Source organism: Marinococcus tarijensis, assembly GCF_054971385.1.
The window spans coordinates 11,923-34,804 of sequence record NZ_JBQOJA010000024.1; the positions used below are offsets into that span (position 1 = coordinate 11,923).

The 22,882-nt window shown below is 47.9% G+C and carries 25 protein-coding genes; 4 read left to right on the forward strand and 21 right to left on the reverse strand.

The window, feature by feature from the left end; all coding sequences use genetic code 11:
- Positions 1–79: 79 nt before the first annotated feature.
- The 7 genes from ACTTK7_RS12910 to ACTTK7_RS12940 all read right to left on the reverse strand — a co-directional run bounded on the left by ACTTK7_RS12910 (position 80) and on the right by ACTTK7_RS12940 (position 7,427).
- Positions 80–2,671: a DNA translocase FtsK gene (locus ACTTK7_RS12910; RefSeq protein ID WP_462868480.1), complete on the reverse strand. Its 2,592-nt coding sequence runs from the start codon at positions 2,669–2,671 to the stop codon at positions 80–82.
- 99 nt (positions 2,672–2,770) lie between these two features.
- Complete coding sequence (gene ytpR / locus ACTTK7_RS12915) at positions 2,771–3,409, reverse strand: YtpR family tRNA-binding protein (protein WP_462868481.1); 639 nt, start codon at positions 3,407–3,409, stop codon at positions 2,771–2,773.
- A 63-nt stretch (positions 3,410–3,472) separates the two neighbouring features.
- The gene (locus ACTTK7_RS12920) at positions 3,473–4,273 is read right to left on the reverse strand and encodes a DUF1444 family protein (RefSeq protein WP_462868482.1); all 801 of its coding nucleotides are present in this window, start codon (positions 4,271–4,273) and stop codon (positions 3,473–3,475) included.
- A gap of 122 nt (positions 4,274–4,395) precedes the next feature.
- Positions 4,396–4,731, reverse strand: a complete 336-nt coding sequence (locus tag ACTTK7_RS12925) for a thioredoxin family protein (protein ID WP_091616835.1) — start codon at positions 4,729–4,731, stop codon at positions 4,396–4,398.
- Positions 4,732–4,768: 37 nt separating this feature from the next.
- The gene (locus tag ACTTK7_RS12930; RefSeq protein ID WP_462868483.1) at positions 4,769–5,779 is read right to left on the reverse strand and encodes a PTS transporter subunit IIC; all 1,011 of its coding nucleotides are present in this window, start codon (positions 5,777–5,779) and stop codon (positions 4,769–4,771) included.
- A 62-nt stretch (positions 5,780–5,841) separates the two neighbouring features.
- Entirely contained in the window at positions 5,842–6,351 is a 510-nt protein-coding gene (locus ACTTK7_RS12935) for a DUF84 family protein (protein ID WP_462868485.1), read from the reverse strand.
- A gap of 2 nt (positions 6,352–6,353) precedes the next feature.
- On the reverse strand, positions 6,354–7,427 hold the full coding sequence (locus tag ACTTK7_RS12940; RefSeq protein WP_462868486.1) for a M42 family metallopeptidase: 1,074 nt from the start codon (positions 7,425–7,427) through the stop codon (positions 6,354–6,356).
- A 153-nt stretch (positions 7,428–7,580) separates the two neighbouring features.
- Between ACTTK7_RS12940 and ACTTK7_RS12945 the strand changes: the two genes are divergently transcribed.
- A complete protein-coding gene (locus ACTTK7_RS12945; RefSeq protein WP_462868487.1) occupies positions 7,581–7,886 on the forward strand; it encodes a PepSY domain-containing protein in 306 nt (101 codons plus the stop codon).
- Positions 7,887–7,987: 101 nt separating this feature from the next.
- Here ACTTK7_RS12945 and ACTTK7_RS12950 read toward each other — a convergent pair whose 3' ends face one another.
- The 6 genes from ACTTK7_RS12950 to ACTTK7_RS12975 form a co-directional block, all read right to left on the reverse strand.
- The gene (locus ACTTK7_RS12950; protein WP_462868488.1) at positions 7,988–10,000 is read right to left on the reverse strand and encodes a PTS fructose transporter subunit IIABC; all 2,013 of its coding nucleotides are present in this window, start codon (positions 9,998–10,000) and stop codon (positions 7,988–7,990) included.
- A gap of 13 nt (positions 10,001–10,013) precedes the next feature.
- Positions 10,014–10,952, reverse strand: coding sequence for a 1-phosphofructokinase (gene pfkB, locus ACTTK7_RS12955; protein WP_462868489.1), 939 nt, complete (start codon positions 10,950–10,952; stop codon positions 10,014–10,016).
- Positions 10,949–11,704, reverse strand: coding sequence for a DeoR/GlpR family DNA-binding transcription regulator (locus ACTTK7_RS12960; protein WP_462868490.1), 756 nt, complete (start codon positions 11,702–11,704; stop codon positions 10,949–10,951). The genes pfkB and ACTTK7_RS12960 overlap by 4 nt, the downstream gene beginning before the upstream one ends.
- A gap of 263 nt (positions 11,705–11,967) precedes the next feature.
- Positions 11,968–12,822 carry a YtnP family quorum-quenching lactonase gene (locus tag ACTTK7_RS12965; RefSeq protein WP_462868491.1) on the reverse strand — a complete coding sequence of 285 codons (855 nt, stop codon included), beginning with the start codon at positions 12,820–12,822 and terminating at the stop codon, positions 11,968–11,970.
- Positions 12,823–12,868: 46 nt separating this feature from the next.
- Complete coding sequence (trmB, locus tag ACTTK7_RS12970) at positions 12,869–13,510, reverse strand: tRNA (guanosine(46)-N7)-methyltransferase TrmB (RefSeq protein WP_462868492.1); 642 nt, start codon at positions 13,508–13,510, stop codon at positions 12,869–12,871.
- 85 nt (positions 13,511–13,595) lie between these two features.
- Positions 13,596–14,432, reverse strand: a complete 837-nt coding sequence (locus tag ACTTK7_RS12975) for a phosphotransferase (RefSeq protein WP_462868493.1) — start codon at positions 14,430–14,432, stop codon at positions 13,596–13,598.
- A 345-nt stretch (positions 14,433–14,777) separates the two neighbouring features.
- Between ACTTK7_RS12975 and purU the strand changes: the two genes are divergently transcribed.
- Positions 14,778–15,647 (forward strand): formyltetrahydrofolate deformylase, encoded by an 870-nt coding sequence (gene purU / locus ACTTK7_RS12980; RefSeq protein ID WP_462868494.1) that lies wholly within the window; start codon positions 14,778–14,780, stop codon positions 15,645–15,647.
- A 7-nt stretch (positions 15,648–15,654) separates the two neighbouring features.
- On the opposite strand, the gene ACTTK7_RS12985 is transcribed toward purU, so the two are convergent.
- The 4 genes from ACTTK7_RS12985 to thpR all read right to left on the reverse strand — a co-directional run bounded on the left by ACTTK7_RS12985 (position 15,655) and on the right by thpR (position 18,293).
- Positions 15,655–16,578: a hypothetical protein gene (locus ACTTK7_RS12985; RefSeq protein WP_462868495.1), complete on the reverse strand. Its 924-nt coding sequence runs from the start codon at positions 16,576–16,578 to the stop codon at positions 15,655–15,657.
- Positions 16,579–16,683: 105 nt separating this feature from the next.
- Positions 16,684–17,373 (reverse strand): LrgB family protein, encoded by a 690-nt coding sequence (locus tag ACTTK7_RS12990; RefSeq protein WP_462868496.1) that lies wholly within the window; start codon positions 17,371–17,373, stop codon positions 16,684–16,686.
- Entirely contained in the window at positions 17,366–17,734 is a 369-nt protein-coding gene (locus tag ACTTK7_RS12995) for a CidA/LrgA family protein (protein WP_462868498.1), read from the reverse strand. The genes ACTTK7_RS12990 and ACTTK7_RS12995 overlap by 8 nt, the downstream gene beginning before the upstream one ends.
- Before the next feature lie 16 nt (positions 17,735–17,750).
- The gene (thpR, locus tag ACTTK7_RS13000) at positions 17,751–18,293 is read right to left on the reverse strand and encodes an RNA 2',3'-cyclic phosphodiesterase (protein ID WP_462868499.1); all 543 of its coding nucleotides are present in this window, start codon (positions 18,291–18,293) and stop codon (positions 17,751–17,753) included.
- Between the two features lie 103 nt (positions 18,294–18,396).
- Between thpR and cysK the strand changes: the two genes are divergently transcribed.
- On the forward strand, positions 18,397–19,332 hold the full coding sequence (gene cysK, locus ACTTK7_RS13005) for a cysteine synthase A (RefSeq protein WP_462868500.1): 936 nt from the start codon (positions 18,397–18,399) through the stop codon (positions 19,330–19,332).
- Between the two features lie 427 nt (positions 19,333–19,759).
- A complete protein-coding gene (locus ACTTK7_RS13010; RefSeq protein WP_091616630.1) occupies positions 19,760–19,978 on the forward strand; it encodes a DeoR family transcriptional regulator in 219 nt (72 codons plus the stop codon).
- A gap of 48 nt (positions 19,979–20,026) precedes the next feature.
- Here ACTTK7_RS13010 and ACTTK7_RS13015 read toward each other — a convergent pair whose 3' ends face one another.
- The 4 genes from ACTTK7_RS13015 to ACTTK7_RS13030 are packed head-to-tail and all read right to left on the reverse strand — an operon-like array spanning position 20,027 to position 22,877.
- Positions 20,027–20,926 (reverse strand): FGGY-family carbohydrate kinase, encoded by a 900-nt coding sequence (locus ACTTK7_RS13015; RefSeq protein WP_462868501.1) that lies wholly within the window; start codon positions 20,924–20,926, stop codon positions 20,027–20,029.
- Positions 20,851–21,477, reverse strand: a complete 627-nt coding sequence (locus ACTTK7_RS13020) for an FGGY family carbohydrate kinase (protein WP_462868502.1) — start codon at positions 21,475–21,477, stop codon at positions 20,851–20,853. The genes ACTTK7_RS13015 and ACTTK7_RS13020 overlap by 76 nt, the downstream gene beginning before the upstream one ends.
- A complete protein-coding gene (locus ACTTK7_RS13025) occupies positions 21,467–22,213 on the reverse strand; it encodes a pseudouridine synthase (RefSeq protein WP_462868503.1) in 747 nt (248 codons plus the stop codon). The genes ACTTK7_RS13020 and ACTTK7_RS13025 overlap by 11 nt, the downstream gene beginning before the upstream one ends.
- Positions 22,200–22,877 (reverse strand): hypothetical protein, encoded by a 678-nt coding sequence (locus ACTTK7_RS13030; RefSeq protein WP_462868504.1) that lies wholly within the window; start codon positions 22,875–22,877, stop codon positions 22,200–22,202. The genes ACTTK7_RS13025 and ACTTK7_RS13030 overlap by 14 nt, the downstream gene beginning before the upstream one ends.
- Positions 22,878–22,882 lie beyond the last annotated feature (5 nt).

The following is a 22,882-nucleotide window of genomic DNA, read 5'->3' on the forward strand; positions in this document are numbered from 1 at the left end:
GAATAAGAGCCCGTGATTTTCCACGGGCTGCTTGTTTTTATTCTATTTATCATATAAAACCTTTCAGGGGAAAGCAAGCCTATACCGACTGTTCCCACTCCTGCCGGGTTACTAATACATTTCTCGGCTTGCTGCCTCTCGCCTCCGAAACAATACTGCGGTTTTCCATCGTATCGATCAGCTTGGCTGCGCGGTTATACCCTAAAGAAAACCGGCGCTGCAGCTGGGAGGCGGAAGCCTGCTTCTGATCGATAACGAATTCACACGCATTATCATAAAGGGGGTCCTGGTGCTCTTCCTTTTCGAGGTGCTTCTGCAGCTCCTCTTTTTGGAACTGATAAACAGGCTTTTTCTGTTCTTTTACAAAGTCTGTCACGGCATCTATTTCTTCATCTGTCACAAATGTGCCCTGCACACGGGTTGGTTTGGAGGCCCCGTTCGGATAGAAAAGCATGTCGCCCTTGCCAATTAACCGCTCAGCGCCTCCCCCGTCCAGAATAGTCCGTGAGTCGACCTGGGAGGAGACAGAAAATGCTATTCTGGTTGGAATGTTTGCTTTAATAAGACCTGTGATGACGTCTACTGATGGACGCTGTGTTGCCACAAGCAGATGCATGCCGCAGGCTCTTGCTTTCTGTGCAATACGGCAGATCGCATCCTCCACATCCTGTGGCGACACCATCATCAGGTCTGCCAATTCATCAATTACAATAACAAGGTACGGCATTTTATCAGCATAGCGCCCTTGTTTTTCCATGCGCTCATTATATTTTTTCATATCGCGCACGCCTTCGCGGGCCAGTCGCTCGTAGCGGGCCTCCATTTCCTGAACCGCCCATTTCAACGCTCCCGTGGCTTCCTTGGCATCGTTTATTACCGGCGTAATAAGATGAGGAACCTCCCGGTACGAAGCAAGCTCCACCATTTTAGGATCGATCAGCATCCATTTGCACTCTTTCGGAGAAGATTTATACAACAGGCTCAGCAGAATGGAGTTGATGCAGACACTCTTTCCTGATCCTGTAGCACCTGCAATCAATCCGTGCGGCATGTTTTGCAGATCGGCTATGACAGGGTTGCCGCCAATATCAAGACCCATGGCTACCGAGAGTGGCGATTGATGATTTTTAAATACATCCCGGCGGAGAATTTCCCGTAAAAACACCGGTGCAGATGTCGGATTGGGCACTTCAATACCAATAGCATTCTTCCCCGGGATAGGGGCTTCCATTCTTAAATCCTTCGCCGCGAGCGCCATTTTAATATCATCTGTCAGGTTAGTCACTTTCGTCACTTTTACCCCCGGCGCCGGCTGGACTTCGAATCTTGTAACCGACGGTCCTTTTGTAATCTGGGAAACCTTTGCATCCACATGAAAGTTTTTCAACGTCGTTTCAAGCTGTTCTTTCTGCTCTTCAAGCTCACTCTCATCCTCATCTTCTTTTTTAGGAGGAATATTGAGCAGTTGAAGTGATGGCAGCCGGTATCCCTGTTGTTTTGGCTGCTGCTGAACGGAGCGCTTATCTTTAGGGTACATCATGACATTAAACGGGGTAGATGTGGACGTCCGCTTGCTGCCGTTTTGTTTCTTCGCCGGAGCTTCCGGCTTTTCTTTCACTGATGAAGGCGAAGGAGTTTTCAGTTCTTCTGTTTTCGGTTCCTTATTATTCACGGGCAGTTCGTTTTTTTCCGGTGCTGGCACAGGCTTGTTTTCTACTGCTGCCGGCTTTGTTTCCTGCACGTCTTCTACGACACTTTCCGGAGTACGTTCTTCTTTCCAATGGATGGAGGCCGTCTGAGGAGTCTGCTCTTGTTCCGGCACCTCTTCTTCGACGGGCTCTTTATCTGCTTCTTCCTCCGGTACTATTTCAAACGCAGTGCCTGAGGGAAACAGCTCAAAGTCTTTTTTTTCTTCTGATTCAGGTTCATCCTCAGATATACTGTCCTCTGTTTCCTGGCTTTTTGCTTCCGAGTCCCATTTTCCGCTTCTCTGTGCCCTGCTGATTTCCATAAAACGGTCGGTATCTTCCTGCAGAATGGAAGGTGCCCTCCGTTTTCGTCCCGCTTCTTTCTCTTCGACCTGCTTCGTTACGGAGGAAGGCCTTCTGTCTCCCGCGCGAATTGAATTCAGGAAAGCGATATCCTCACGAATCTGTTCCTGTACAGATGTTTCCTTTCTGTTTTCCGCCTCCGGATCTCTTAAATTACCCGGATGCAGGTCGGCCTGCTGATATCCAAATATCGGAGAAGGGATACTGCCTGCTTCAAAGTTTTTTCCCTGGAAATAGCCGGAATCCTCTGTTCCCGCCTTTTTTTCTCCTCTGGACTCAGAACGTTTAGAGCTTTTCCCGCTGTGTTCCTGTTCGGTTTCCCCGCGGTCTTGTCCAGCTGTGCGAGGTTCAGCAGAAGCTCCCGAGAGCTTTGCTGCACTCGGCCGTTCAGGGGCACGGGCACTGTTTTTTTGCTGTTTTGCTTCCTCATAGCTTTTAGGATACACGTTAAACATTTTCACCGGCTCAGATTCCTGATACGTCATTCTCGCTATGTATGGAGGAGGATCCTCTCCGGAGCGCTTTATACGATTTTCACGGTTGTTGTCCTCTGGTTGTTCTTCATCGTTAAAAAGAAAATGCTGCATTCTTTTCATCCATTGTTGAAAGGATGACGGCATTTTCAACCCCTCCTTTTCTTACCGGGCCTTTTTGAGTTTATTTTTTTGTACCTGCACAAGAAAAACCCCTAGCACGACTAGCGGTTTTTCATTCACTTACTACACGGAGGCCGAAACCGGGCGTTCGTGATACTGCTTATAAAAGTCCTCTCCTGTCTCATACGCATCACCGAGAACGAGGATACCTTTTTCCGTCTGCTTTTCCGGCAGGGCAAGCTCAGACACCGAGCAGATCATACCAGTAGAAGTCACACCGCGCAGCTTCGATTTTTTAATTTTCATTCCTGATGGCATTACTGCCCCAGGTACTGCCACAGCCACCTTTTGGCCTTTATCTACATTCGGGGCACCGCAGACGATCTGAAGCGTGTCCGCTCCTGTATCCACCTGGCAGACGCTCAATTTATCTGCATCCGGATGCTGTTTTTTCTCGGTCACATAGCCCACCACAAATTCGGACTCGGCCGCTACCTTAAGCGAACCGTCTATATTATTTTCTTTTAAGGCTCTATTAACGAGTTGGATATGGTCTTCGTCCGCCGCGATCCGGCCTGTTCCTGTAATTTCTCCGTAGGAGGAGGCATTAAAAATGTGATAGCCTACTATTTCCTTCGTGGTGGCGTGCGTGAGCACCGCCACATCGCCATGCCTTACTGTTTCACGCTGTTTTGAGTTTATTGGTTTTAAAGAGAGGAGAAGTACATTCCCGATTCCTTTTGGATTATAAAAAATATTCATTCGTTGAGGCTCCTTTTCGCTAACTTAACTTTTATTGTATCACAGCTTGAACACTCCCGCGAATCAGGTTTTAGGGCGTTTTTTAGCTAAAATAAAGATCGGCTCGAATTCTCCATTTTCATACATAAACGGTAGAGCCGTAATCGGCACCCGGCCATCATTAAAAAAGCGGAAAGCCATCTGTCCGAGTACATCGTAGCCGTTATCGTTTGTGATATCTGCAATAATAAAGACATCGTTATGGGGAACTGCTACTGCCATATCCCCCTGCACATCTTCAGCCACACTCTGCAGTAAGGCTTCGTTTAATATGCGGCTTGCATCATAGCCGTCATTTGTATTAATAAAATAAAATGTGTTTCCCGCCACTGTATCCTTTTTCATCGGCACTTCCAGTGTTTTTAAATTACTGCGGGCAGCCCGGCGGATACTTTCCGTTTCTATCTGTTCAGCTTCAAGCGTTTCCTGTTCGATCAATGAATACGCTTCTCCCATATCCAGGGCATAAAAAATTCTTGTTTCCGCTGTATGGTCATCCCATACGAGCTCCTTTCCGTCCTTCGTTTCGGTCGGAAAAGAAGTGGAACGGATTACCGGATAAATATATTGTTCCTGGCCGGAAAGGGAGACATCACGTTCCATGGCACGAAACGAGGTATCGATATAATGCACAACCTCCTCCACGGCCTTTTCCCCTTCACGTTCATATTTTGCTGCCCATTTGCTTAAATCCAGATCAACTCCGGTTTTCAGCTGCTTGTGCTCGACCCGCAGGGAGCTTTGTTCATCATCATATTTAAACGTACGGGAATTGTCGTCCTTCAGTCGTTCCCGCAGTATGCGCTGTAGCTTTCGTACTTCCATTCTTAATCGCTCCTCTTGAACATTCTTAATTCTATCGTAACATGTGCAAAGGTGTACTCCCACACTCGTGCTTACTGTCAAAAAAAAGACTGCCCCTTTTTTAGGGACAGCCCTTTTCCACCTTATGAATCAGCGTTGACTTTTTCCAGTGATTCATTCAGGAAATGCTGTACTTCTTCCGGCGTCTTCCGCTGCTTGCTTACGAAGCGGTGGACTTCTTCCCCGTTATGAAAAGCAAGAAAACTCGGTATGCCCATCACTCCGTAATCAATGCATACATCCATAAGCTCGTCGCGGTCCGCTTTGTAGAATGTAAACTGATCATACTGCTGTTCGATTTCCGGCATCGCCGGGTCAATATACGTGCAATCCGGGCACCAGCCGGCGGAGAACATAATTACTGTATTTCCATTATCAATAGCTTGATTGAAGGATTCCTGTGTAGTTAAATTTTCCATGGTTTTGCCTCCCTTAAATTAATGCATACAGAGAAGGTTACCCTTCCCGTATCTTCATATCCCCCATTCTAATCCAATTTCGTTTGCGCATCCACTCTGACAAACCGAGACTGATTAACGCGGGGGCAGCGACATGAAGAAGCAGGACTGCACCAAGCACTTCAAAAGAAAAACCCATCGTTTGAAAGGTCATAATCTGGCCCACCAGACCACTAGTGCCCATGCCCGCACCAGCTGCATTATTTTCCATCATAAAGACCATTGTGGAAAAAGGAGCAACGGCCATACCGGCAACTGTCGGCGGAATTAAAATGAACGGCCGCCTCACAACGTTTGGAACCTGAAGCATGGATGTACCAATGCCCAGCGCGGCAAGGCCGGAAAATTTATTCTCCCGAAAGCTGCTGGCTGCAAAACCAACCATTTGTGCTGCACACCCAACAGTAGCTGCTCCGGCTGCAATACCGTTCAAATCAAGAATAATGGCAATAGCGGCACTTGAAATCGGCGCTGTCAGCGCAAGACCCATCAATCCGGCAACTAAAATGCCCATAATAAGCGGCTGCCGTTCCGTCGCCCATACGATTATATCTCCAAACCCTGTCATAAACGACTGAATACCGGGGCCGAGAAGCTGCGCTATTCCATAGCCGGCAATAATCGTCACAAGCGGCGTTACTATAATGTCCAGACGTGTTTCTTTAGATATCAGCTTGCCCAGCTCCACTGAAACGAGAGCTGCGATAAAAGCCCCTGCCGGTCCCCCGAGCTCCGCTCCGGCAGCACCCGTAGCTACTGCGGAAAAAACAACCAGCGGTGGTGCCTGCAGGCCATATGCCACTGCTACACCGATCGCGGGCCCCATTAATGATATCGCAAGCGCACCCATGTTCTCAAAAAAAGCAATACCGAGCTGCTGACCGATTGTTTGAATGATTAAACCGATAATTAACGACGCAAACAGACCAAGCGCCATATAGCTCAAAGCTGTAACTCCATATGTCTTTACACTTAAATTTACACCCTTTTTCAAAAAAAATGAACGCATCCACTCTCTCCTTTTCTTTTTTCTCATTGTAACCATAATGTAGCTTAATGAGAAGGCGCCGTCTAAATCCGGCGCCCAGTTTGATATATCCACTGCCCGTAAAGCAGAGAGACTATATGATGAAATAAAGCAGTCCGGTCCACCTGCCCCGCGGTTAAAATACCGATCGCACCTTCATTTTGATGGACATTTTCAAGCTGTGTATAGTGGTCCACTGCCGTTTTTAATTCCACTCCATTATAAAGCATAGCAGCAATACGTTCCGGAAGCAGCACACGAGCCCCGCCCGCCGTCCATACAGCGGCTCCATCCGTGAGTGCTCCCCAGCTGCACAAATATATATCCTTTCCTTCGGGCTGAACGCCGCCTTCAAGACCTATGCCAATATCAGCAGATTTTTGTGCGTGCCATGCCCGGTTCACAGCTCCTTCTCTTGTTTCCTGATCAGAAAATGGCTGGGCACTCACTCCTGAAGCAGCAGACATGCCCGCCACAGAAAAGTCCGGGCTCAATACCTGGCGTACAGCCGCCACCTTTACAGCATTTTCTGATCCCACCATAGCCTTTTTCAACTTCAGACTCCTTTATGAATCATATCGAGGGCCTGTTGGTCTGTGGTTCGCACAAGCTTCGTCAGCAGTTCCTTCGCAGCAGCGTAATCATCTACATGCAGCAGTGAAGCAGACGTGTGGATATAACGGGAGCATACACCGATAACAGCAGATGGAATACCTTCATTGGCCATATGCACCCGGCCGGCGTCTGTCCCTCCCTGGGAAATAAAGTACTGGTAAGGAATGCTGTTACTTTCTGCTGTATCGAGAACAAAATCCCTCATGCCGCGGTGCGTAATCATCGTCTGGTCAAATATGCGCAGCAGCGCACCTTTACCCAGCTGTCCAAAGGCATCCTTGCCACCTGTGGAGTCGTTCGCCGGGCTTGCATCCAGCGCGTAAAAAATATCCGGCTGAATCATTTGAGCAGCCGTCTGTCCTCCGCGCAGCCCTACTTCTTCCTGCACAGTAGCACCTGCATACAGCGTGTTCGGAAGGTTTTCATCCTGGACTTCTTTCATCAGTTCGAGTGCCAGTCCCACTCCGTACCGATTGTCCCAGGCCTTCGCCATAATTTTTTTCTCATCCGCCATTGGAGTGAATGGACACACCGGAGATACTGGCATTCCCGGGCGTACGCCCAGCTGTTCTGCATGCTCACGGCTGTCGGCCCCAATATCAATAAACATTTTATTTAATGGCATAGGCTTTTCGCGCTGCGCTGGTTCAAGCAGGTGCGGGGGTGTGGAGCCGATCACTCCCGGCACACTACCTTCCTCTGTATAAATCTGTACACGCTGTGCCAGCAGAACCTGGCTCCACCAGCCGCCAAGCGTCTGAAATTGGATCATTCCATTTTCGTCAATGGATTTGACCATAAAACCAACTTCATCCATGTGACCGGCTACCATAACCTTCGGTCCTTCCTGGCTGCTGCGCTTCACTCCAAACAAACTGCCGAGCCGGTCCTGCACGATTTCGTCACTTACCGGTTCAAGCTCTTTTTTCATATATGTACGAATCTGATGTTCAAATCCCGGAACCGCCGGTGTCTCTGTTAGATACTTAAACATGTCGAGTGTTTCCTGCTTCATAAAATACCCCTTTCGATTATCAGGCTTTGCCTAATTTTCATTTTATCGGACGAGTCACGTTTTTACCACTATTGAAAACGGGTATGTATTTGGATATACGCAATATTTGCGGTATACTGATTAAATAAGAAATGGAAAGGCAGGGACATAATAATGAGTACAAAGAATATTCTTATTGGAGTAGGTCTTGGTGTTGCTTTGGGGATTTCGGTTAAGCAGTTCACAAAGAAGGATGAAATTTCCCCGGAAAAAGCGCTGAAGACAGTAAAAGAAAACGTGCAGGATCATCTTCCAGTTAACGGCTCCTGGATTCACATGACGCCGGAAACGTACAAAAAAGACGACCTGGAATACAAAGTTTACCGCGGCGGCCTTTCGAGCACCAATCAGGGAGAGACCCGTCAATTAGACTTTATTGTAGATGCTGAAACTGGCACTATTTTGGAGCTAAGCTCTTAACTCAACATAGCCTCCGGCTCTCTAAAAGGCCCGGGGGCTTTTTATTTCCGCCTGAACAAAAAAAGAGAGGCCGCCCTCGAGCGGTCTCTCTTTTGTATTAGTTACGATGCTTCTTTTTTCTCTTTGGAGTCCTTGTAATCCTGCACTTCGTTTTTCGACTGCTCCAGCGGCTTCTTCAAAATAGCCAGCATAATCATCGTCACGAGTGATCCGATCAAAATCGCCAGGAAGTATAGGAAAACTCCTCCGCCCTGTACAGCGTTCAGGAAGAACACGAGAAATCCTCCGTGCGGGGCAAGCAGTTCTACGTTGAACAGCATAGCCAGACCGCCTGCTACTGCAGAGCCAGTAACGATGGAAGGAATAACCCGGAGCGGATCCGATGCTGCAAATGGAATAGCGCCTTCAGTAATGAAGAACGACCCAAGGGCATAGTTTGTATACCCGGCTGAACGCTGCTCTTTTGGAAAACGGTTCTTAAAGAACGTAACCGCAAGTGCGATCCCAAGCGGCGGAACCATTCCGCCAGCCATTACAGCTGCATGCGGCGCGTAAATACCCTGACCGATTAAGGCAACACCGACGGTGAAGGCTGCTTTGTTGAACGGTCCGCCCATATCGATTGCCATCATACCGCCAAGCAGAATCCCAAGAAGTACTAAGTTACTTGTACCAAGACCGGTAATCCAGTTTTGAAGACCCGTGTTAAGAAACGCGATTGGTGTAATAAACACGTAGTACATTAAGAGACCGGTGATTAAAATATTAATAACTGGATAGAACAAAATCGTTTTAATGCCATCAAGCACCTGCGGGAGCCCTGACAGTGCTTTCTTAACACCGAGGGCAACGTACCCGCCGAGGAAACCGGCAATAATACCGCCAAGGAAGCCGGCTGTTGCGTCTTCAGACCCCGGGATACCCTGGGTGGCCATAAAGCCACCGACCATAGCCGGCATGAAACCAGGACGATCTGCGATGCTCATGCCGATAAAGCCGGCAAGCACTGCTACGAATAATCCAAACGCATATTGACCGCCGATCGCGTTCAAGGCCTGGGCAAATCCATTAAACTGGTCACTTTCTGGATCTGCTGAGTTAATTCCCCAGAAGAACGAAATAGCGATAAGAATCCCGCCGCCGATAACAAATGGCAGCATGTTCGAAACCCCGTTCATCAGGTGGCGGTAAATAGCATTACCAACTGCTCTTGCACCGCCTCCGCCACCGGTAGAAGCCGGTTCTTCATCCGACGAAGAGCTTCTTCCGGAGCCCCGGTATTTCGAAAATTCTCCGTTTACGGCCTGGTTAATTAACTGTTCCGGTTTACGGATTCCGTCCGTAACTTTCGTGGATAAAAGCGGTTTGCCATCAAAGCGGTCCATTTCAATTTTCGTGTCCGAAGCTACGATAATCGCTTCCGCATTTGCGATTTCTTCAGAGGTGAGACGGTTTTTAACCCCACCGGAACCGTTTGTTTCCACTTTAATGGAGACACCGAGCTCCTTTGCCTTGTCCTTAAGCGCATCTGCTGCCATATACGTGTGAGCGATACCAGTCGGGCAGCCGGTCACTGCAAGAATTCTCGGCGTACTGCTGTCTCCGGAAGCCTGAGCTGAAGAAGCTTCTGATTCTTCCTCCTCATCGCTTCCAAGCTTGTCTCTTTCTTTTGCATCCACAGCCGCCATGATCTCGTCTTCAGATTCTGCATTCAGCAGATCCTGGCGAAAGTTTTCATCCATCAGCAGTGTAGACAACCGGGAAAGCGTAGTTAAATGCGCTTCGTTTGCCCCTTCTGTTGCTGCAATCATGAAAAACAGATGCGCCGGCTGGCCGTCCAGTGATTCGTAATCCGCGCCTGCCTGAGAACGTCCGAATGCGATAGCCGGCGTATCCACAGCACTTGTTTTTGCGTGAGGAATGGCAATTCCTTCGCCAATACCGGTGGAGCTCTCTGATTCCCTCTTTTCAATCGCTTCTTTAAAAGCATGCCGGTCATTTAAACGGCCGGCAGTGTCAAGCTTGTTTACCAGTTCATCAATCACTCCGGCTTTGTCTGTCGAAGAGAGAGACAAAAGCACGGTATCTCTTTTTAATAGATCAGTAATTTTCATTCTGCTCACCCCTTTAAGCTTGATTAGTTTCTTCGCTTTCCAGCGAACGAATCGTTATTTTTTGGCTTAGTTCTTCTACTTCTTCTTTCGTACAGAATGTTTCAGAAAAAGCTGTAGCACTTCCGGAAGCGACTGCTTTGTTCAGCACCTGGTCCGGAGCCAGACGTTCCGTGATTCCGGCAGCGAAGCCAGCCACCAGGGAATCCCCTGCCCCTACGGAGTTCACGGCTTTCTGTTTCGGCACGGAAGCATGGAGAGTCTGTGATTTATTAATATAGACAGCGCCTTCTCCTGCCATCGATATAACGACGTGCTCAATATCAAAATCCTCCAGAAGCTTTCGGCCATACACTGCAGCATCTTTTACGCTGTTTACTTCCACTTCGTACAATTCTGCCAGTTCAAGATGATTCGGCTTAACGAAATAAGGTCGGCCTTTCAACGCCTCGCCGAGCGCTTCTCCGCTCGTGTCCAAATACACCCGGACTCCTTTCTCTTTCACCCGTTCCATCATATCCAGATAGATCGTGTGAGGAAGAGAGGAAGGAACGCTTCCCGCGAGTATTAATTCATCCTCCTTCGTAAGCACATCCAGCTTCTGGTACAGCGCTTCCACATCCCCGCGTGTGACTCCCGGGGAAGCTCCATTAATTTCTGATTCCTGACCGCCCCGGATTTTCACGTTAATTCTTGTGTCCTCTTCCACCTGTACAAAATCCGTCTGAATCTTTTCTTTTTCCAGGGTTTCTTCAATATATCGACCGGTAAAGCCGCCTACAAAACCGAGCGCAGTGGACTGCTGGCCGAGTCTTTGCAGCACTCTCGAAACGTTAATGCCTTTGCCGCCTGGATACTTCAAATCATTTTTCGAGCGGTGGATACTTCCTGGAATGAACTCTTCCAGCTCTATTACATAATCGATCGCCGGGTTCAGCGTTACTGTGTATATCATGTACTCACGACCTTCACATCTGTATATTTCTTTAAGTTTGTCCGTTCATCGTCCCGCAGCCTGTCCGACGTAATAATTTCCGCTAAAGCGAGTTCACCAATGTTTGCAAACGTGATGGAACCAACCTTCGAATGATCCGCCAGCACATAGCTCCTTTCCGCAAGGTCGAGCGCTGTCCGCTTAACCACTGCTTCATCCGGATCCGGGGTTGTATACCCGTGGACAGGATGAACGCCGTTAATGCCGAGAAAGCAGGCATCAAAACAAAATTCCCTCAATGCCTCTATAGCTTTAATTCCTACCAGTGCTCCTGTTCCCTGCTTGCCTTTACCTCCGATGACATACGTTTCAATGCCTCTTTCAAGCAAAAGCGGCACATGTGGAATGCCATTGGTCACTACGACAAGATCCCGGTCCGCCAAATAAGGAATCATCTCCAGGGTCGTCGTCCCGGCGTCTAAAAAAAGGCACTCTCCAGGTTCAAGCAGGGATGCAGCAGCTTCTGCAATCTTTTTCTTTTCCCATTGGTTTACGCTGCTCTTTTCTGCGATAGTTGGTTCATTTCGGCGGCGCCTGGAGAGAGAAGCTCCTCCGTGGATACGTTTAATCTGCTCATCAGATTCCAGTTTGGATAAGTCTCTTCGAACCGTTGCTTCTGAAGCACCTGTTAATTCCACCAGCTCATGAATGGAGGCAGTATCTTTAGTTTTTAAAATCTCGATGATCGTTTCCCTGCGCTCCGTGTGAAGCATCCTTTTCTCTCTCCTTTCCGGCTCCGCCTTATAAGCAACAGGCATCTGCGAGAGCTTTGATCGTTTTCTGCGTCTGCTTGTTTGATTAACTTTATTGTACACGCTTACTTAATCATAATCAATCAATTTTATTCAAAAACAATCAATTATTTTTATTTTTTGATTGAAAATGACATTTTCATCTTTTAAAACCATCACATATTTCCAAACGAAAAAAGCACGCCTCCTGTTTCAGAGACGTGCTGGAAGGTATACAAATGTTGTCAGCTGCCATTCAGCTTTTCCCGGGTCACTGCTTCGATTACCTCTCCCGAGGGATTAAACTTTAAAGCGCGGTATAGTTCATCGTGATAGAACGTAAACCATGCATGGCGCTGACAGCCCCAGTTCATGTAGTGCTCTTTCATGTACACGGAATCCATCGGATAGTCATCATAAGCTGTCACCCAGAGAACATTCTGGTGGGCATGCGTTGGCATATTGTCAGCCATGTGAATCAGCGTACTGCTTTCATCTTCAATCAGAATAATGCTCATTCCGGCACTGTGTCCGCCTGTATGAACCATCCGTATATTTTCGGTAAGCTGCAGCTCTGACTCGAACGTCTCCACCTGGTGCGCCACTGGCTTCCAGTTTTTTTCCCAGTACGTGTTTTCTGAACGGATGTTTGGATTTTTCATTTCCTCCCATTCCGTTTCGGAGACATGAATGACCGCATTTCGAAATACCGGAACGCTCTGGCCCTGTTCTTCCCGGGCAAGCCCTGAGGCATGGTCAAAATGCATATGCGTCATCAGTACAGCGTCAATATCCGAGGCGTAAAGATTCATCTCTCTCAGGCTCTGCTCGACATTTGATTCTTCTGTCACGCCGTAATTCCGCTGCTGCTTTTTGTTGAGCCGGCCGTTGCCAAGGCCTGCATCGACCAGTATGTTTCTGCCCTCTCCTTGAATAAGCAGCGGGTCGGTCGGCAGCGGCACCTGATTGTTATCATTTACGGGGTATTTTTTGGACCAGAGAGGTTTTGGAACCACCCCGAACATCGCGCCCCCATCCATGTTAGTCACTCCGCCTTCAAGCCATGTAATTGTATAATTACCTATGGTTAACTGATTCATGACAGCAGTGCCTCCTTTTCATACAAGAAAGCGCCTATCGCACACATTACGGTCTCACCGCTTCTGTAAAGTAAATAGGCTCTCCCTTCGCGTAAAATTTCTCTTCGTATTCTGTCATCACGTTTCCTTCGGCTTCTTCACTTTCATGGAGATGAAGACGCACTTTCCTCAGGCCAAAACCAAAGGTGGAAAGAGAGGAAAGAGAATATTCAAACAGTCCCTGATTGTCAGTTTTCATCTGGACTGTGCCCCCGGGCACCAGGATCTGCTTATACAGCTCCAGAAAATCAGGGTGCGTCAGCCGCCGTTTTTCATGGCGCTTTTTCGGCCAGGGATCGGTAAAGTTAATATAAAGGACCTCCACTGATGAAGGCTCAAAGTAATCCATTAAATGGCGCACATCCCCGTGAATAAAAGCAAGATTCTCCGGCTGCTTGAATAAAGCACGCTGCACCCCTGTCGCAAGAACACTTTCATACATTTCCATCCCGATAAAATTAATGTCCGGATGCTTGATGCTGTTGTCGCTTAAGTATTTCCCTTTGCCCGTACCTACTTCTAAATGGATGGGCTGGTCATTTCCAAATCTTTTTTGCCAGTCTTTATTTACCTGTTCCGCTTTTGTGACCACCAGTTCCGGGTGTTCCTGTAAAAACTCGTGAGCCCACGGCTTATGACGGAGTCTCATCGTACTTTTCCCTCTTTCTTCATATAATAACTATATATTTAACATACAAAATCCGCTGAAAACGCAGTGACGTTCCAGCGGATTTTTATATTTGCAATGAGTCCCGGTCCAACACTGCTTCAAGCTGTTTTTTATAAAACTCTGCTTCCTTTAACCGGTTCGTAAGTATTGCCTGCTGGGCGTGGTCAAGCAAATGGCTGATAATCTGCCAGCGCATCCGTCTTTGTAAATGGGAGGTTAAAGGAAGACCGTACCCCTGAAGCCAGTTGTCCCATTCCTCTTTTGGAATGTATTCATACAGGATCAGAGCCAAATCGAGTGCCGGGTCGCTGACAGTGGCATTGTCCCAGTCCACCAAATACAAATCCCCGTTGGCATCAAACATCCAGTTATTATGGTTCATGTCACCGTGACAAACCACGAGACGGGGAGGCTGGACTTCACCCGAGGTACCGGCAAGTTCTTCGAGAGCACCTGCCATTGAAGTCGTAATATAGGGGAGCTGCTCCTGCTGCTCTCTTAATACAGCGATTGTTGCTTCCGGCGTACGGGCATGGTTTCCTATTCTCATAAACATGTCCAGCAGTTCGCTCGACGAATGAATTTTGGATAACAGCTGAGCCACGCGTGTATTATCCATATCGCCGCCTGTTAATTCGCGGCCGTCAACCCAGCGCTGAGCAGTAATTACATCACCGTTGGCCTGGCGCTTTGTCCAAAGCAGCTTAGGCACTATTCCTTCTGCCGAAAGCACAGCAAGAAATGGAGAAGAATTTCTTTTCAGAAATAACACTTGTTCCCCGGCACGCGCGAGGTACGCTTCTCCTGAAGAGCCACCGGCTGGTTCAATCGTCCATCCGTCTCCCATCAGCAGTTCCAATACTTTCACCTTCGATCTATCATAGTGGTCTGAATATTTCATAGCCGATCCTTTTTAACAATATTTTATTTCCATGCTTGTCTTATTTTATTTAATTGTATGTATAAAATACCCTCTATGAAATGATCTACTCTACTTCTCGTGCGGGTAAAAGTGTTTCTGTTTACGTTTTTAATTTTACAGCGAATCGTTCTTAATAATAGCAAACATTGAATTTATAAGTCAATCGACCAAAATACTTGTGAGCGACCTCTCAGCTGCTCTTCTTCTGAATATCTTCTATTTAATCTCTCTTCGTAACTTCCCCTTTTTTTCCATCATTCAGAGTGGTATAGTAATTCCGTTCATTATTACATGACCACTGCTTATCTGAAGGAGGACGTTACTATGTCAGACCACTCATTCGGTAATGGCCGGCTGCTGATTACCTGCCCGGACCAGCCGGGGATTGTAGCCGCTATATCTGATTTTCTGCACCAGCATGGTGCCAATATTATTCACTCTGCCCAGCATACAAATGATCCGGAGGGCGGACGTTTTTTTATGAGAATTGTCTTCTCCATCTCTCCGTACCCGGACAAATTTTACCAGATAAAAGAAGAGTTTCTTCCTATTGCTGAGCATTTTGGCATGGAATGGTCTTTAGAGCGCGAAGACCGCAAAAAAAGTGTTGCGATTTTCATCTCAAAAGAAGACCATTGTTTAACAGAATTGCTGTGGAGATGGCGCTCCGGAGAACTGCCCATTCATATCAGCTGCGTTATCAGTAATCATACGACGCTGAAAAATGTGGTTGAAAGCTATGAAATTCCTTTTTATCACATACCCATAGAGAAAAATGCCAAGCCGGAAGCAGAAAATAAAATACTGCGTACACTTGAGCAGTATCCGATTGATTTCCTTGTCCTGGCCCGGTACATGCAAATACTGTCGCCGGATTTTGTCGCTCACTACCCGGCAAAAATAATTAATATCCACCACTCATTTCTTCCCGCCTTTATCGGAGCGAATCCTTACAGACAGGCTTTCGAGCGTGGCGTGAAGCTAATCGGTGCTACTGCCCATTACGTGACCAACGACCTGGATGAAGGACCGATTATTGAACAGGACGTACTTCGGGTTAATCACCAGTACAATACCAGCGACTTAAAAATTACCGGGCGCAATGCTGAAAAAATTGCGCTGGCAAGAGCCGTTACCTGGCATGCAGAAGACCGCGTTATTGTCGATGACAATAAAACGATTGTTTTTCGGTAGTCCCTTCTTATCCGTCATATTCGCCCGGAGAGTAGATTTCGCTCCGCAGTACAGAAACGGTCGCCGTCTGCTCCATCAGTGCTTCAGCAGAAAACAGCTGCCGGTTTTTCACCGGGGACGGATTGGTGATGCGTTTTTCCATCCATCGTTTGTATTCACGTTTATCTGCTGTATGAGCGTATAAAATTTCACGATTATCAATGATCGAAGCGGGAGAAACAACCGTCGCCTGAGCGGGGAAGGTGGTCCCCGCTTGTTTTAATACGGCTTCCACCACATTCATAGTTCTTTTCAATGCAAGCACCGGGCTGACAAAGGTATGCTGCTTCTGGTTCACATACTCCTTCCAGAATCTGCTGTCTGCCGGCTCAAATACACTATACATTGTGCCTTCCAGAATGTGTATGACGTCTATTCCGACAGGACCGATGATGATAATAGCACCCTCCATGGTGGTCTGCTTTGTATGAAATACTGGATAATACATAACAAAATACGTATCGGGGAGCTCCCGGAGCAGGGTGCGCAGGCGATAGTCATATTTCAATTTCGGATCCATCATCGAAATTTCAGAAATGGTGGAGGAAGCCCATTCCAATTGGATCAAAAACCAGTTATCGTAAAAAATATCCTTCAGTTCCTCGAGCGTTTTTCCTTTAAAAAACAAATAGGCATCCCTCTCGTTTATTTCCACCTCTTCTTCATTTTCATGCTTCCACCACTTTAACCGGTTCACTGCTTTTCCCATCCGGTTGTTTTTCTCCAGCGGCTCATCCCCCGGGGCCTTCGGGGCCGATTTGTTTGCGATCATCCAGTCTGTTTTCATTCGCTTCCAGTATGCCTGCTTCGCTGATAAAAATTCCGCATTTTGATGAAGAAAATGTTGTTCATAACGCGAAGCGTAATCTTTCATTTTTATTAATTGAGCCATTCAACTCTCCCTTCTCCCCCGTGGCAGCTTTTCACGGCATTTGCGCAAAAAACTGCGGAACTCCGCTTTTATTATAATATCGTCATTGTCTGCATATTATTCATGCTAAAGGAATAAATTACCTGCCAATGGAGCCAAAAAGGCAACAATAACAGCGCTGACTGTCATGGCTACCGAGCTGACAGATCCTTCCGTTTCACTGTTTTCAAGCGACTTGGCTGTTCCTATTGCATGAGCGGCGCTGCCCATGCCTATTCCTTTGGCGACCGGGTCCGTCACGCCAATTGCATCCATCACCCTCGCATGAACAACTACCCCGCCAATACCCGCCACCATAACAAACATGGCCGCTAAAGGTGCATCGCCACCGAGTGTCGTTGTGATGTCCATTGCTACCGGTGTCGTTACCGACTTAGGCAGTACCGCTGCCACCCATTCTCTGGACGCGCCAGCTGCCGCTGTAAACACAAGTCCGGAAACAATACCTATAACTGCTCCCGTGCCGATGCCACTGAGAATCGGAAGCAGATACCGTTTTATCAGATGCCTTTGTTCATAAAGCGGACAGGCAAGCGCCACTACTGCCGGTCCGAGCAGTGACTCTATCCACTGGCCGCCGCTCATGTAGACACTGTACGGGATTCTGGTAACCAATAAGAATAATATGATAACAACGGTGCCGGTAACGATTGGAAGCATCATCGGAACAGGAAACCACCGGTACGTCCTTTTAGAAGCAGCATATACTGCTATCGTTCCCGCAATGGCCGCTGCGGCTGTCCACCATTCACTCACGGTACCTCTCTCCTTTTTTCAATAAATACTGAGTCACCCACGAGCCTGTTCCCATCACAAGAAGCGTGCTGATAAACACAGCGGTTACCAGCCCGGCTCCAAGCAGCGAAAACAGTTCTCCATGCACCACCAGCCCGGCAGTCACCGGCAAAAAAAGCAGCGGCATATTCCCAAGCAGCAGCCCGGACCCATCCTGAAGCCACTTTGGGTTGGCTGCCGTAAAAACAAAAACCGCAAGCAAAAGCAGCATGCCAATAATACTCCCCGGGATCGGAAGCTGCAGCACACCCTGGACCCAGGTGCCCATCCAGTAAAATACGTATAAAACTGTTATGTGAATCACCATTCTAACTAAACGCATATGGTCCCCTCTTTTACTAAGTCAATTCCGTCCAATGTACTGTTTCATATTTTACACTCCGTCCTGGATGAATGCGATAAAAGCGCAGGTGAGCAGCCTCGAAAAATATAGTTTCCGGAAGCGGCACTACAGGCCAGGAGAATCCGAATTCTTTAATCCGCTTTTTGGCCAGAGTCATATGAGGACGGTACGGACGCTGCCCGGTCTTCATTCCCAATTCATTCAATTGGGCTTTCCATTCTTTATATAAAGAAAACAGGCCCTCCTCTGCCTCTACCCTTGTATATAAAACGTTCTCACGCCCTTTCGGACCGAAGGAATCTATGCCGTTGAGACTGAGTCCGGGCTGGTACGGTAATTTCACTTCATTCATCTTTTTTTCGATAATCCCCACCTGTTCCGGGGAGAGCTGTCCAAAAAAATGGAGCGTAATGTGATAATCCTGAGGATGGACCCACTGCTTAAAAGGAAGATCATTTTTCACCTTTGAAGTCCAGTCTGCCCAGGCAGACCTCGCTTCTTTTGGAACTGGCAGACCAAGAAAATAATGATTATCCATTGATTTCTCTCCCTTCCTTGCGTCAAAGCTGTTATGAACGAACAAGCGCTGTAAATGTGTTAGAATATACGAATGAATGATAGAAAAAGGATGTGTAACAATCATGCGTGTAGCAAATAATATGTCAGAGCTAGTCGGCGATACGCCTTTAGTTAAATTAAACCGCCTTCCGGATTCCTGGGGAGCAGATGTATACCTGAAGCTTGAATTTCAAAACCCGAGCGGAAGCGTGAAGGACCGTGCCGCAAAAAATATGCTGAAGCAGGCCGAAGAAGAAGGGAAAATCAACGAAAATACTACTATCATAGAACCGACTTCAGGCAATACCGGTATCGGCCTTGCCATGAACGCCGCTGCGCGGGGCTACCGGGCAATACTGGTTATGCCGGATACGATGTCCCAGGAACGGATTAACCTGTTGAAGGCTTACGGAGCAGAAGTAGAACTCACGCCCGGTGATAAGAAAATGCCTGGAGCCATTTCCCGTGCTCATGAGCTTGTAGAGACAATTGCTGACAGCTTCATGCCTATGCAGTTTGAAAACGAAGCCAACTCGGATGCCCACAGGGAAAGTACAGCACTTGAAATTGCAGAAGCGATGAAAGAAATCGGCAAACCGCTGGCTGGCTTCGTTGCCGCCTCCGGCACAGGAGGTACTGTAACAGGAACCGGGGAAAAATTAAAAGAGCTGTACCCCAACGTTCAAATTCACGTCGTGGAACCATTTGGCTCTCCGGTTCTCTCCGGCGGAAAGCCCGGGCCCCATAAGCTTGTCGGCACCAGCCCGGGGTTTATACCGCCAATTTTGAATCAGGATATATACGACCATATTTACAAAATTACCGATGAAGATGCCTATAAAACTACAAGAGCTCTCGCCGGCCAGGAAGGTATTTTGGTTGGGCCCTCCTCGGGTGCTGCCTGCTTTGCTGCCATGGAAACAGCCAAACAGATGTCACCAGATCAAGTGGTCGTTGCCATTGCCTGCGATACCGGCGAACGGTATTTATCCACTGACCTTTTCCAGTTTGATGACTAAAATACCTCTACTTAAGGCGCCTTTACACAAAAAGGCGTCTTTTTTTACATAATTTTTACATTTGCTTTTCTGTGAAATAAAGCAGGTCGTTTCATAGATCATTCGGCTTTTTGAAGCTTAATTACGTACGTTTTTGCGTATTTTTCGTTATTTCATTCGCTTTTTAATTTCATTCGCAGATGAATTGAGCAGTTTTTTGACGAAAATTTTGCGATATATAAATAAATAGTATAAACTATTAACTACAGGGACGCTTACAAAATATTTCGAATACTCTCATCCTACTTGCTGCTGAGCTTCTTTTCAGAATTTTTACAGAGCAGTTGACGCCGAAACAGTCGAAGTCATCAAATATAATTCCTACTTGCGTGCGCAGTCCCGGGCATGTCTTTAAGTGCCATAAATTCATTGGCTAAGGAGTGGTTTTTTGAGAACGTCCACCGACCGAATGATAACCCGTATTAAGTCTATCTATCTCTATATTAAAAAGAGAGGAACGGTGACCACCGGGGAATTGGTTGACGAATTCGGAATTACACAGCGCACTATTCAGCGTGACCTAAATGTGCTCGAATACAATGAATTGGTCAGCAGCCCTTCCAGAGGGGCCTGGACGACGACTGCCCGAAAAGTAAAAGCTTCCTGAAATGACTATATCTGTGTGCGGCGCCGGAATTAAACTTCCGGCGCTTTTTCACGTATCAAAAAACCCCCGCATCCTTCCGGCTGCTTCGGTGAAAAGGCGTTCCTTCCGCTCTAATTCTTCTTTTTTCGATACATCAGGGGCGACAATAATGTCTTCTTCATCCACACTCTGCACGGCTCTTGCAGCCTTGTCCCACGAGCATGTATGAATCGCTCTAAAGCCGCATGCAGCCGCTCCAAATGAAGCCAGATGCTCCTGTTCAGCACTCACCTGCACCCTGCATTGAAACACATCTGCCACTGTCTGCCGAAAAGCTCCGCTTTTAGTGCCGCCTCCAACAAGAAAGAGCGTGGAGGAAGTAATCCCGGCCTGAACAAAGGTCTGCTTCAAGGAAAAAGCCAGACCTTCAAGCACCGCCCTGGCCATGTGTGCCTGCGTCGCCTGGCCGTCGATGCCAATAAATGCGCCCCTGGCTTTCTCATCAATTACCGGGTTTCTTTCACCATTTAAATACGGGATAAACAAGAGCGGACCGGGCACAGAAGTTTGTTCGGCCATCAGCTGTTCAAAGGCTTCAAAGTCACCTCCGCACCACGTATGCACCGCCCATTGATGAACATTTCCCATGTTCAGCAGGGGCATGATTTTAATAAACCGGCCGTGCTGAGGCGCAGCCAGATGAAATACACTGCCTTCCTCTGATACGGTCAGGGTATCGGCAGTTACCGCCGTCCAGCCTGTTGTTCCTGCATACGCGTAGCCCTGGTCACTACCCGCGTGGACACCGGCAGCAAGAGTCACCGCGCCTCCGTCCCCGAGGCCGCAGTAAACAGGGGTTCCAGCTGGTATTCCCGTCTGACTGGCAGCTTCCTTTAATACATAGCCTGCTGTTTCCTCGGGCTCCAGAAGACGGGGAGCTGGTGCCGGGAAATTCCGCTCCCTTCCCACAGCTTTTCTTCCCACGCTCTTGTATGTATGTTCATCATTCCTGTCACAGTGCCGTTTACCGGATCGCAGACCGATGCGCCCGTTAAACGGTAGATTAAATAATCCTTAGAACCAAAGAGTACCTGGTCCCACCGCTCTGGGGATTCGTCCGCCAGCCACTTCATTAGGGGAGTCGTTGCTTTCCAGTCGTTTCCTGTAAATGCCCTCACAACATCCGGAGGCAAATGCCTTTTTGTTAATCCTCTGCTTCCTCTGGTATCAGAATAAAGGACCGCTGTTTCTGCTCTTCCATCTTTAAAAGGGATAAAATCCTCCATTTGTCCGGTGCACACGACTCCATCAACGTCCAGGCCAATTCCCCTACTCTGCAGAGTACTACATGCTTTTCTAAAGCTCTGCCACCATTCTGGGGGCTTCTGTTCGTGATTTTCTCCGTCGGTGTATGTATGGACAGGCTCTGATGCACTGCCCTCCACCTGGCCTCCGCAGTCCAGGACCATTACTTTTAAAGACGTTGTTCCCAGATCTGCACTCAGCAGTCTACAGCTCATCACTGCCCGCTCCCTCTGATTTTTCCCCGACGCTGTCCCGGAGCAGCTGAATTTCATCATCATTTAACTCCCGGTACTCCCCCGGCAGTAGATCCTCGTCGAGCGACAGCTGTCCGAATGATTCTCTTTTCAAATAAACGACTTCATTGCCCACCGCCTCAAACATCCGTTTCACCTGGTGAAATTTCCCTTCGGTTACTTCCACATATACTTCCCGGTGGGTATCGGGCACTCTTCGCAGAACCGCAGGCTTACAAACATAGCCGTCATCAAGCTTTACACCCTTTTTGAAATGTTCAATATTCTTTTCTTCTATCGGCTTTTCGAGTACTGCCCGGTACATTTTTACCACCCCATGCTTCGGTGACGTAAGAAAATGGTTAAGCTTTCCGTCGTTAGTCAGCAGAAGCAATCCTTCAGTGTCAATATCAAGTCTGCCCACTGGAAAAGGCTCTCTTACTGCGTCTTCCTGCTCCAAAATATCCAGAACCGTATCATGAACGCTGTCTTCTGTGGCGCTGATAACCCCTGCTGGTTTATGCATCAGAAAATAAACAAATTCGGTGTAGTGAATGTCCTCACCGAATACGCTAACCCGCTGCTCTTCAGGATCCACCTGGACCGCCCCGTTGTTCACAGGCTCCCCGTCGACAAAGACGCCTCCTTTTTTCAGCATTTTTTTTACTTCCTTGCGGGTTCCATAGCCTAGTTCCGCCAGTAATTTATCCATTCTCATGCCGATCACCTCTTTCCATCTGTTCGAGAATTCCTGCAGCAAATTCCCCGTGCGACCCGTTCATATGTGCTTCAATAACTCCGGCCGGGATCTGACGGAGCACAGCCTTCTGAACTGTTTTTGATACGTTCTGCTCCTGCAGCCGTTTTTCAAGGTTTACTATCATCCGCAGCGTCTCTTCCACCGCTGCCTTATTTGCCGTTTCCACCTCTTGTTCGCTTCCTTCTATGACTGTGAATGCATCCCCCAGCCAGCTTTGGAGATATTTGCGATCACTGCTTCTGGGGCTGTTAACGACAAAGACATTTTCTTTCCCGCCGGCGCCGGCTCCTTCGGCATGCCCCGCAAATTTGGCTGCGGCCTTTTTTACATGAGCAGGCACTTCCACCTGTTCGGTGTAAAGCGACGTTGCCGGTATATATATAACAGTTCCCTCAGCCAGATACGGTCCGTGCCAGTAGATAAAATCTTTAATTCCATCCGGGGGCAGTGCTAAAAATATATAGGGATAACGGGGGAGCTCCAGCTCATCCACCCGTAAAATCTGCTTTGTTGTTTCCCTCATCCAGGCCCTTTCCCCGCCCCGGTACATCACAGAGACAGACGAAGGCTCACTTTTCACTGCTACAAGCTTCGCCAGCCTCCCGGCTCCCACTACTAACATTTTTG

Bases quoted from the DNA above. Each gene is read 5' to 3' on its own strand.
- pfkB (WP_462868489.1), bottom strand. From the start codon at position 10,952: ATGATATACACAGTAACGCTGAACCCGGCGATCGATTATGTAATAGAG.
- ytpR (WP_462868481.1), bottom strand. From the start codon at position 3,409: ATGAATATTTTTTATAATCCAAAAGGAATCGGGAATGTACTTCTCCTC.
- ACTTK7_RS12960 (WP_462868490.1), bottom strand. From the start codon at position 11,704: ATGCTTCACACGGAGCGCAGGGAAACGATCATCGAGATTTTAAAAACT.
- ACTTK7_RS12950 (WP_462868488.1), bottom strand. From the start codon at position 10,000: ATGAAAATTACTGATCTATTAAAAAGAGATACCGTGCTTTTGTCTCTC.
- thpR (WP_462868499.1), bottom strand. From the start codon at position 18,293: ATGGATAATCATTATTTTCTTGGTCTGCCAGTTCCAAAAGAAGCGAGG.
- ACTTK7_RS12945 (WP_462868487.1), top strand. From the start codon at position 7,581: ATGAGTACAAAGAATATTCTTATTGGAGTAGGTCTTGGTGTTGCTTTG.
- ACTTK7_RS12940 (WP_462868486.1), bottom strand. From the start codon at position 7,427: ATGAAGCAGGAAACACTCGACATGTTTAAGTATCTAACAGAGACACCG.
- ACTTK7_RS13025 (WP_462868503.1), bottom strand. From the start codon at position 22,213: ATGAGAATGGATAAATTACTGGCGGAACTAGGCTATGGAACCCGCAAG.
- ACTTK7_RS12985 (WP_462868495.1), bottom strand. From the start codon at position 16,578: ATGGCTCAATTAATAAAAATGAAAGATTACGCTTCGCGTTATGAACAA.
- ACTTK7_RS13020 (WP_462868502.1), bottom strand. From the start codon at position 21,477: ATGAGCTGTAGACTGCTGAGTGCAGATCTGGGAACAACGTCTTTAAAA.
- purU (WP_462868494.1), top strand. From the start codon at position 14,778: ATGTCAGACCACTCATTCGGTAATGGCCGGCTGCTGATTACCTGCCCG.
- ACTTK7_RS12930 (WP_462868483.1), bottom strand. From the start codon at position 5,779: ATGCGTTCATTTTTTTTGAAAAAGGGTGTAAATTTAAGTGTAAAGACA.
- ACTTK7_RS12995 (WP_462868498.1), bottom strand. From the start codon at position 17,734: ATGCGTTTAGTTAGAATGGTGATTCACATAACAGTTTTATACGTATTT.
- ACTTK7_RS12965 (WP_462868491.1), bottom strand. From the start codon at position 12,822: ATGAATCAGTTAACCATAGGTAATTATACAATTACATGGCTTGAAGGC.
- cysK (WP_462868500.1), top strand. From the start codon at position 18,397: ATGCGTGTAGCAAATAATATGTCAGAGCTAGTCGGCGATACGCCTTTA.
- ACTTK7_RS13030 (WP_462868504.1), bottom strand. From the start codon at position 22,877: ATGTTAGTAGTGGGAGCCGGGAGGCTGGCGAAGCTTGTAGCAGTGAAA.
- ACTTK7_RS12910 (WP_462868480.1), bottom strand. From the start codon at position 2,671: ATGCCGTCATCCTTTCAACAATGGATGAAAAGAATGCAGCATTTTCTT.
- trmB (WP_462868492.1), bottom strand. From the start codon at position 13,510: ATGAGACTCCGTCATAAGCCGTGGGCTCACGAGTTTTTACAGGAACAC.
- ACTTK7_RS12920 (WP_462868482.1), bottom strand. From the start codon at position 4,273: ATGGAAGTACGAAAGCTACAGCGCATACTGCGGGAACGACTGAAGGAC.
- ACTTK7_RS12975 (WP_462868493.1), bottom strand. From the start codon at position 14,432: ATGAAATATTCAGACCACTATGATAGATCGAAGGTGAAAGTATTGGAA.
- ACTTK7_RS12925 (WP_091616835.1), bottom strand. From the start codon at position 4,731: ATGGAAAATTTAACTACACAGGAATCCTTCAATCAAGCTATTGATAAT.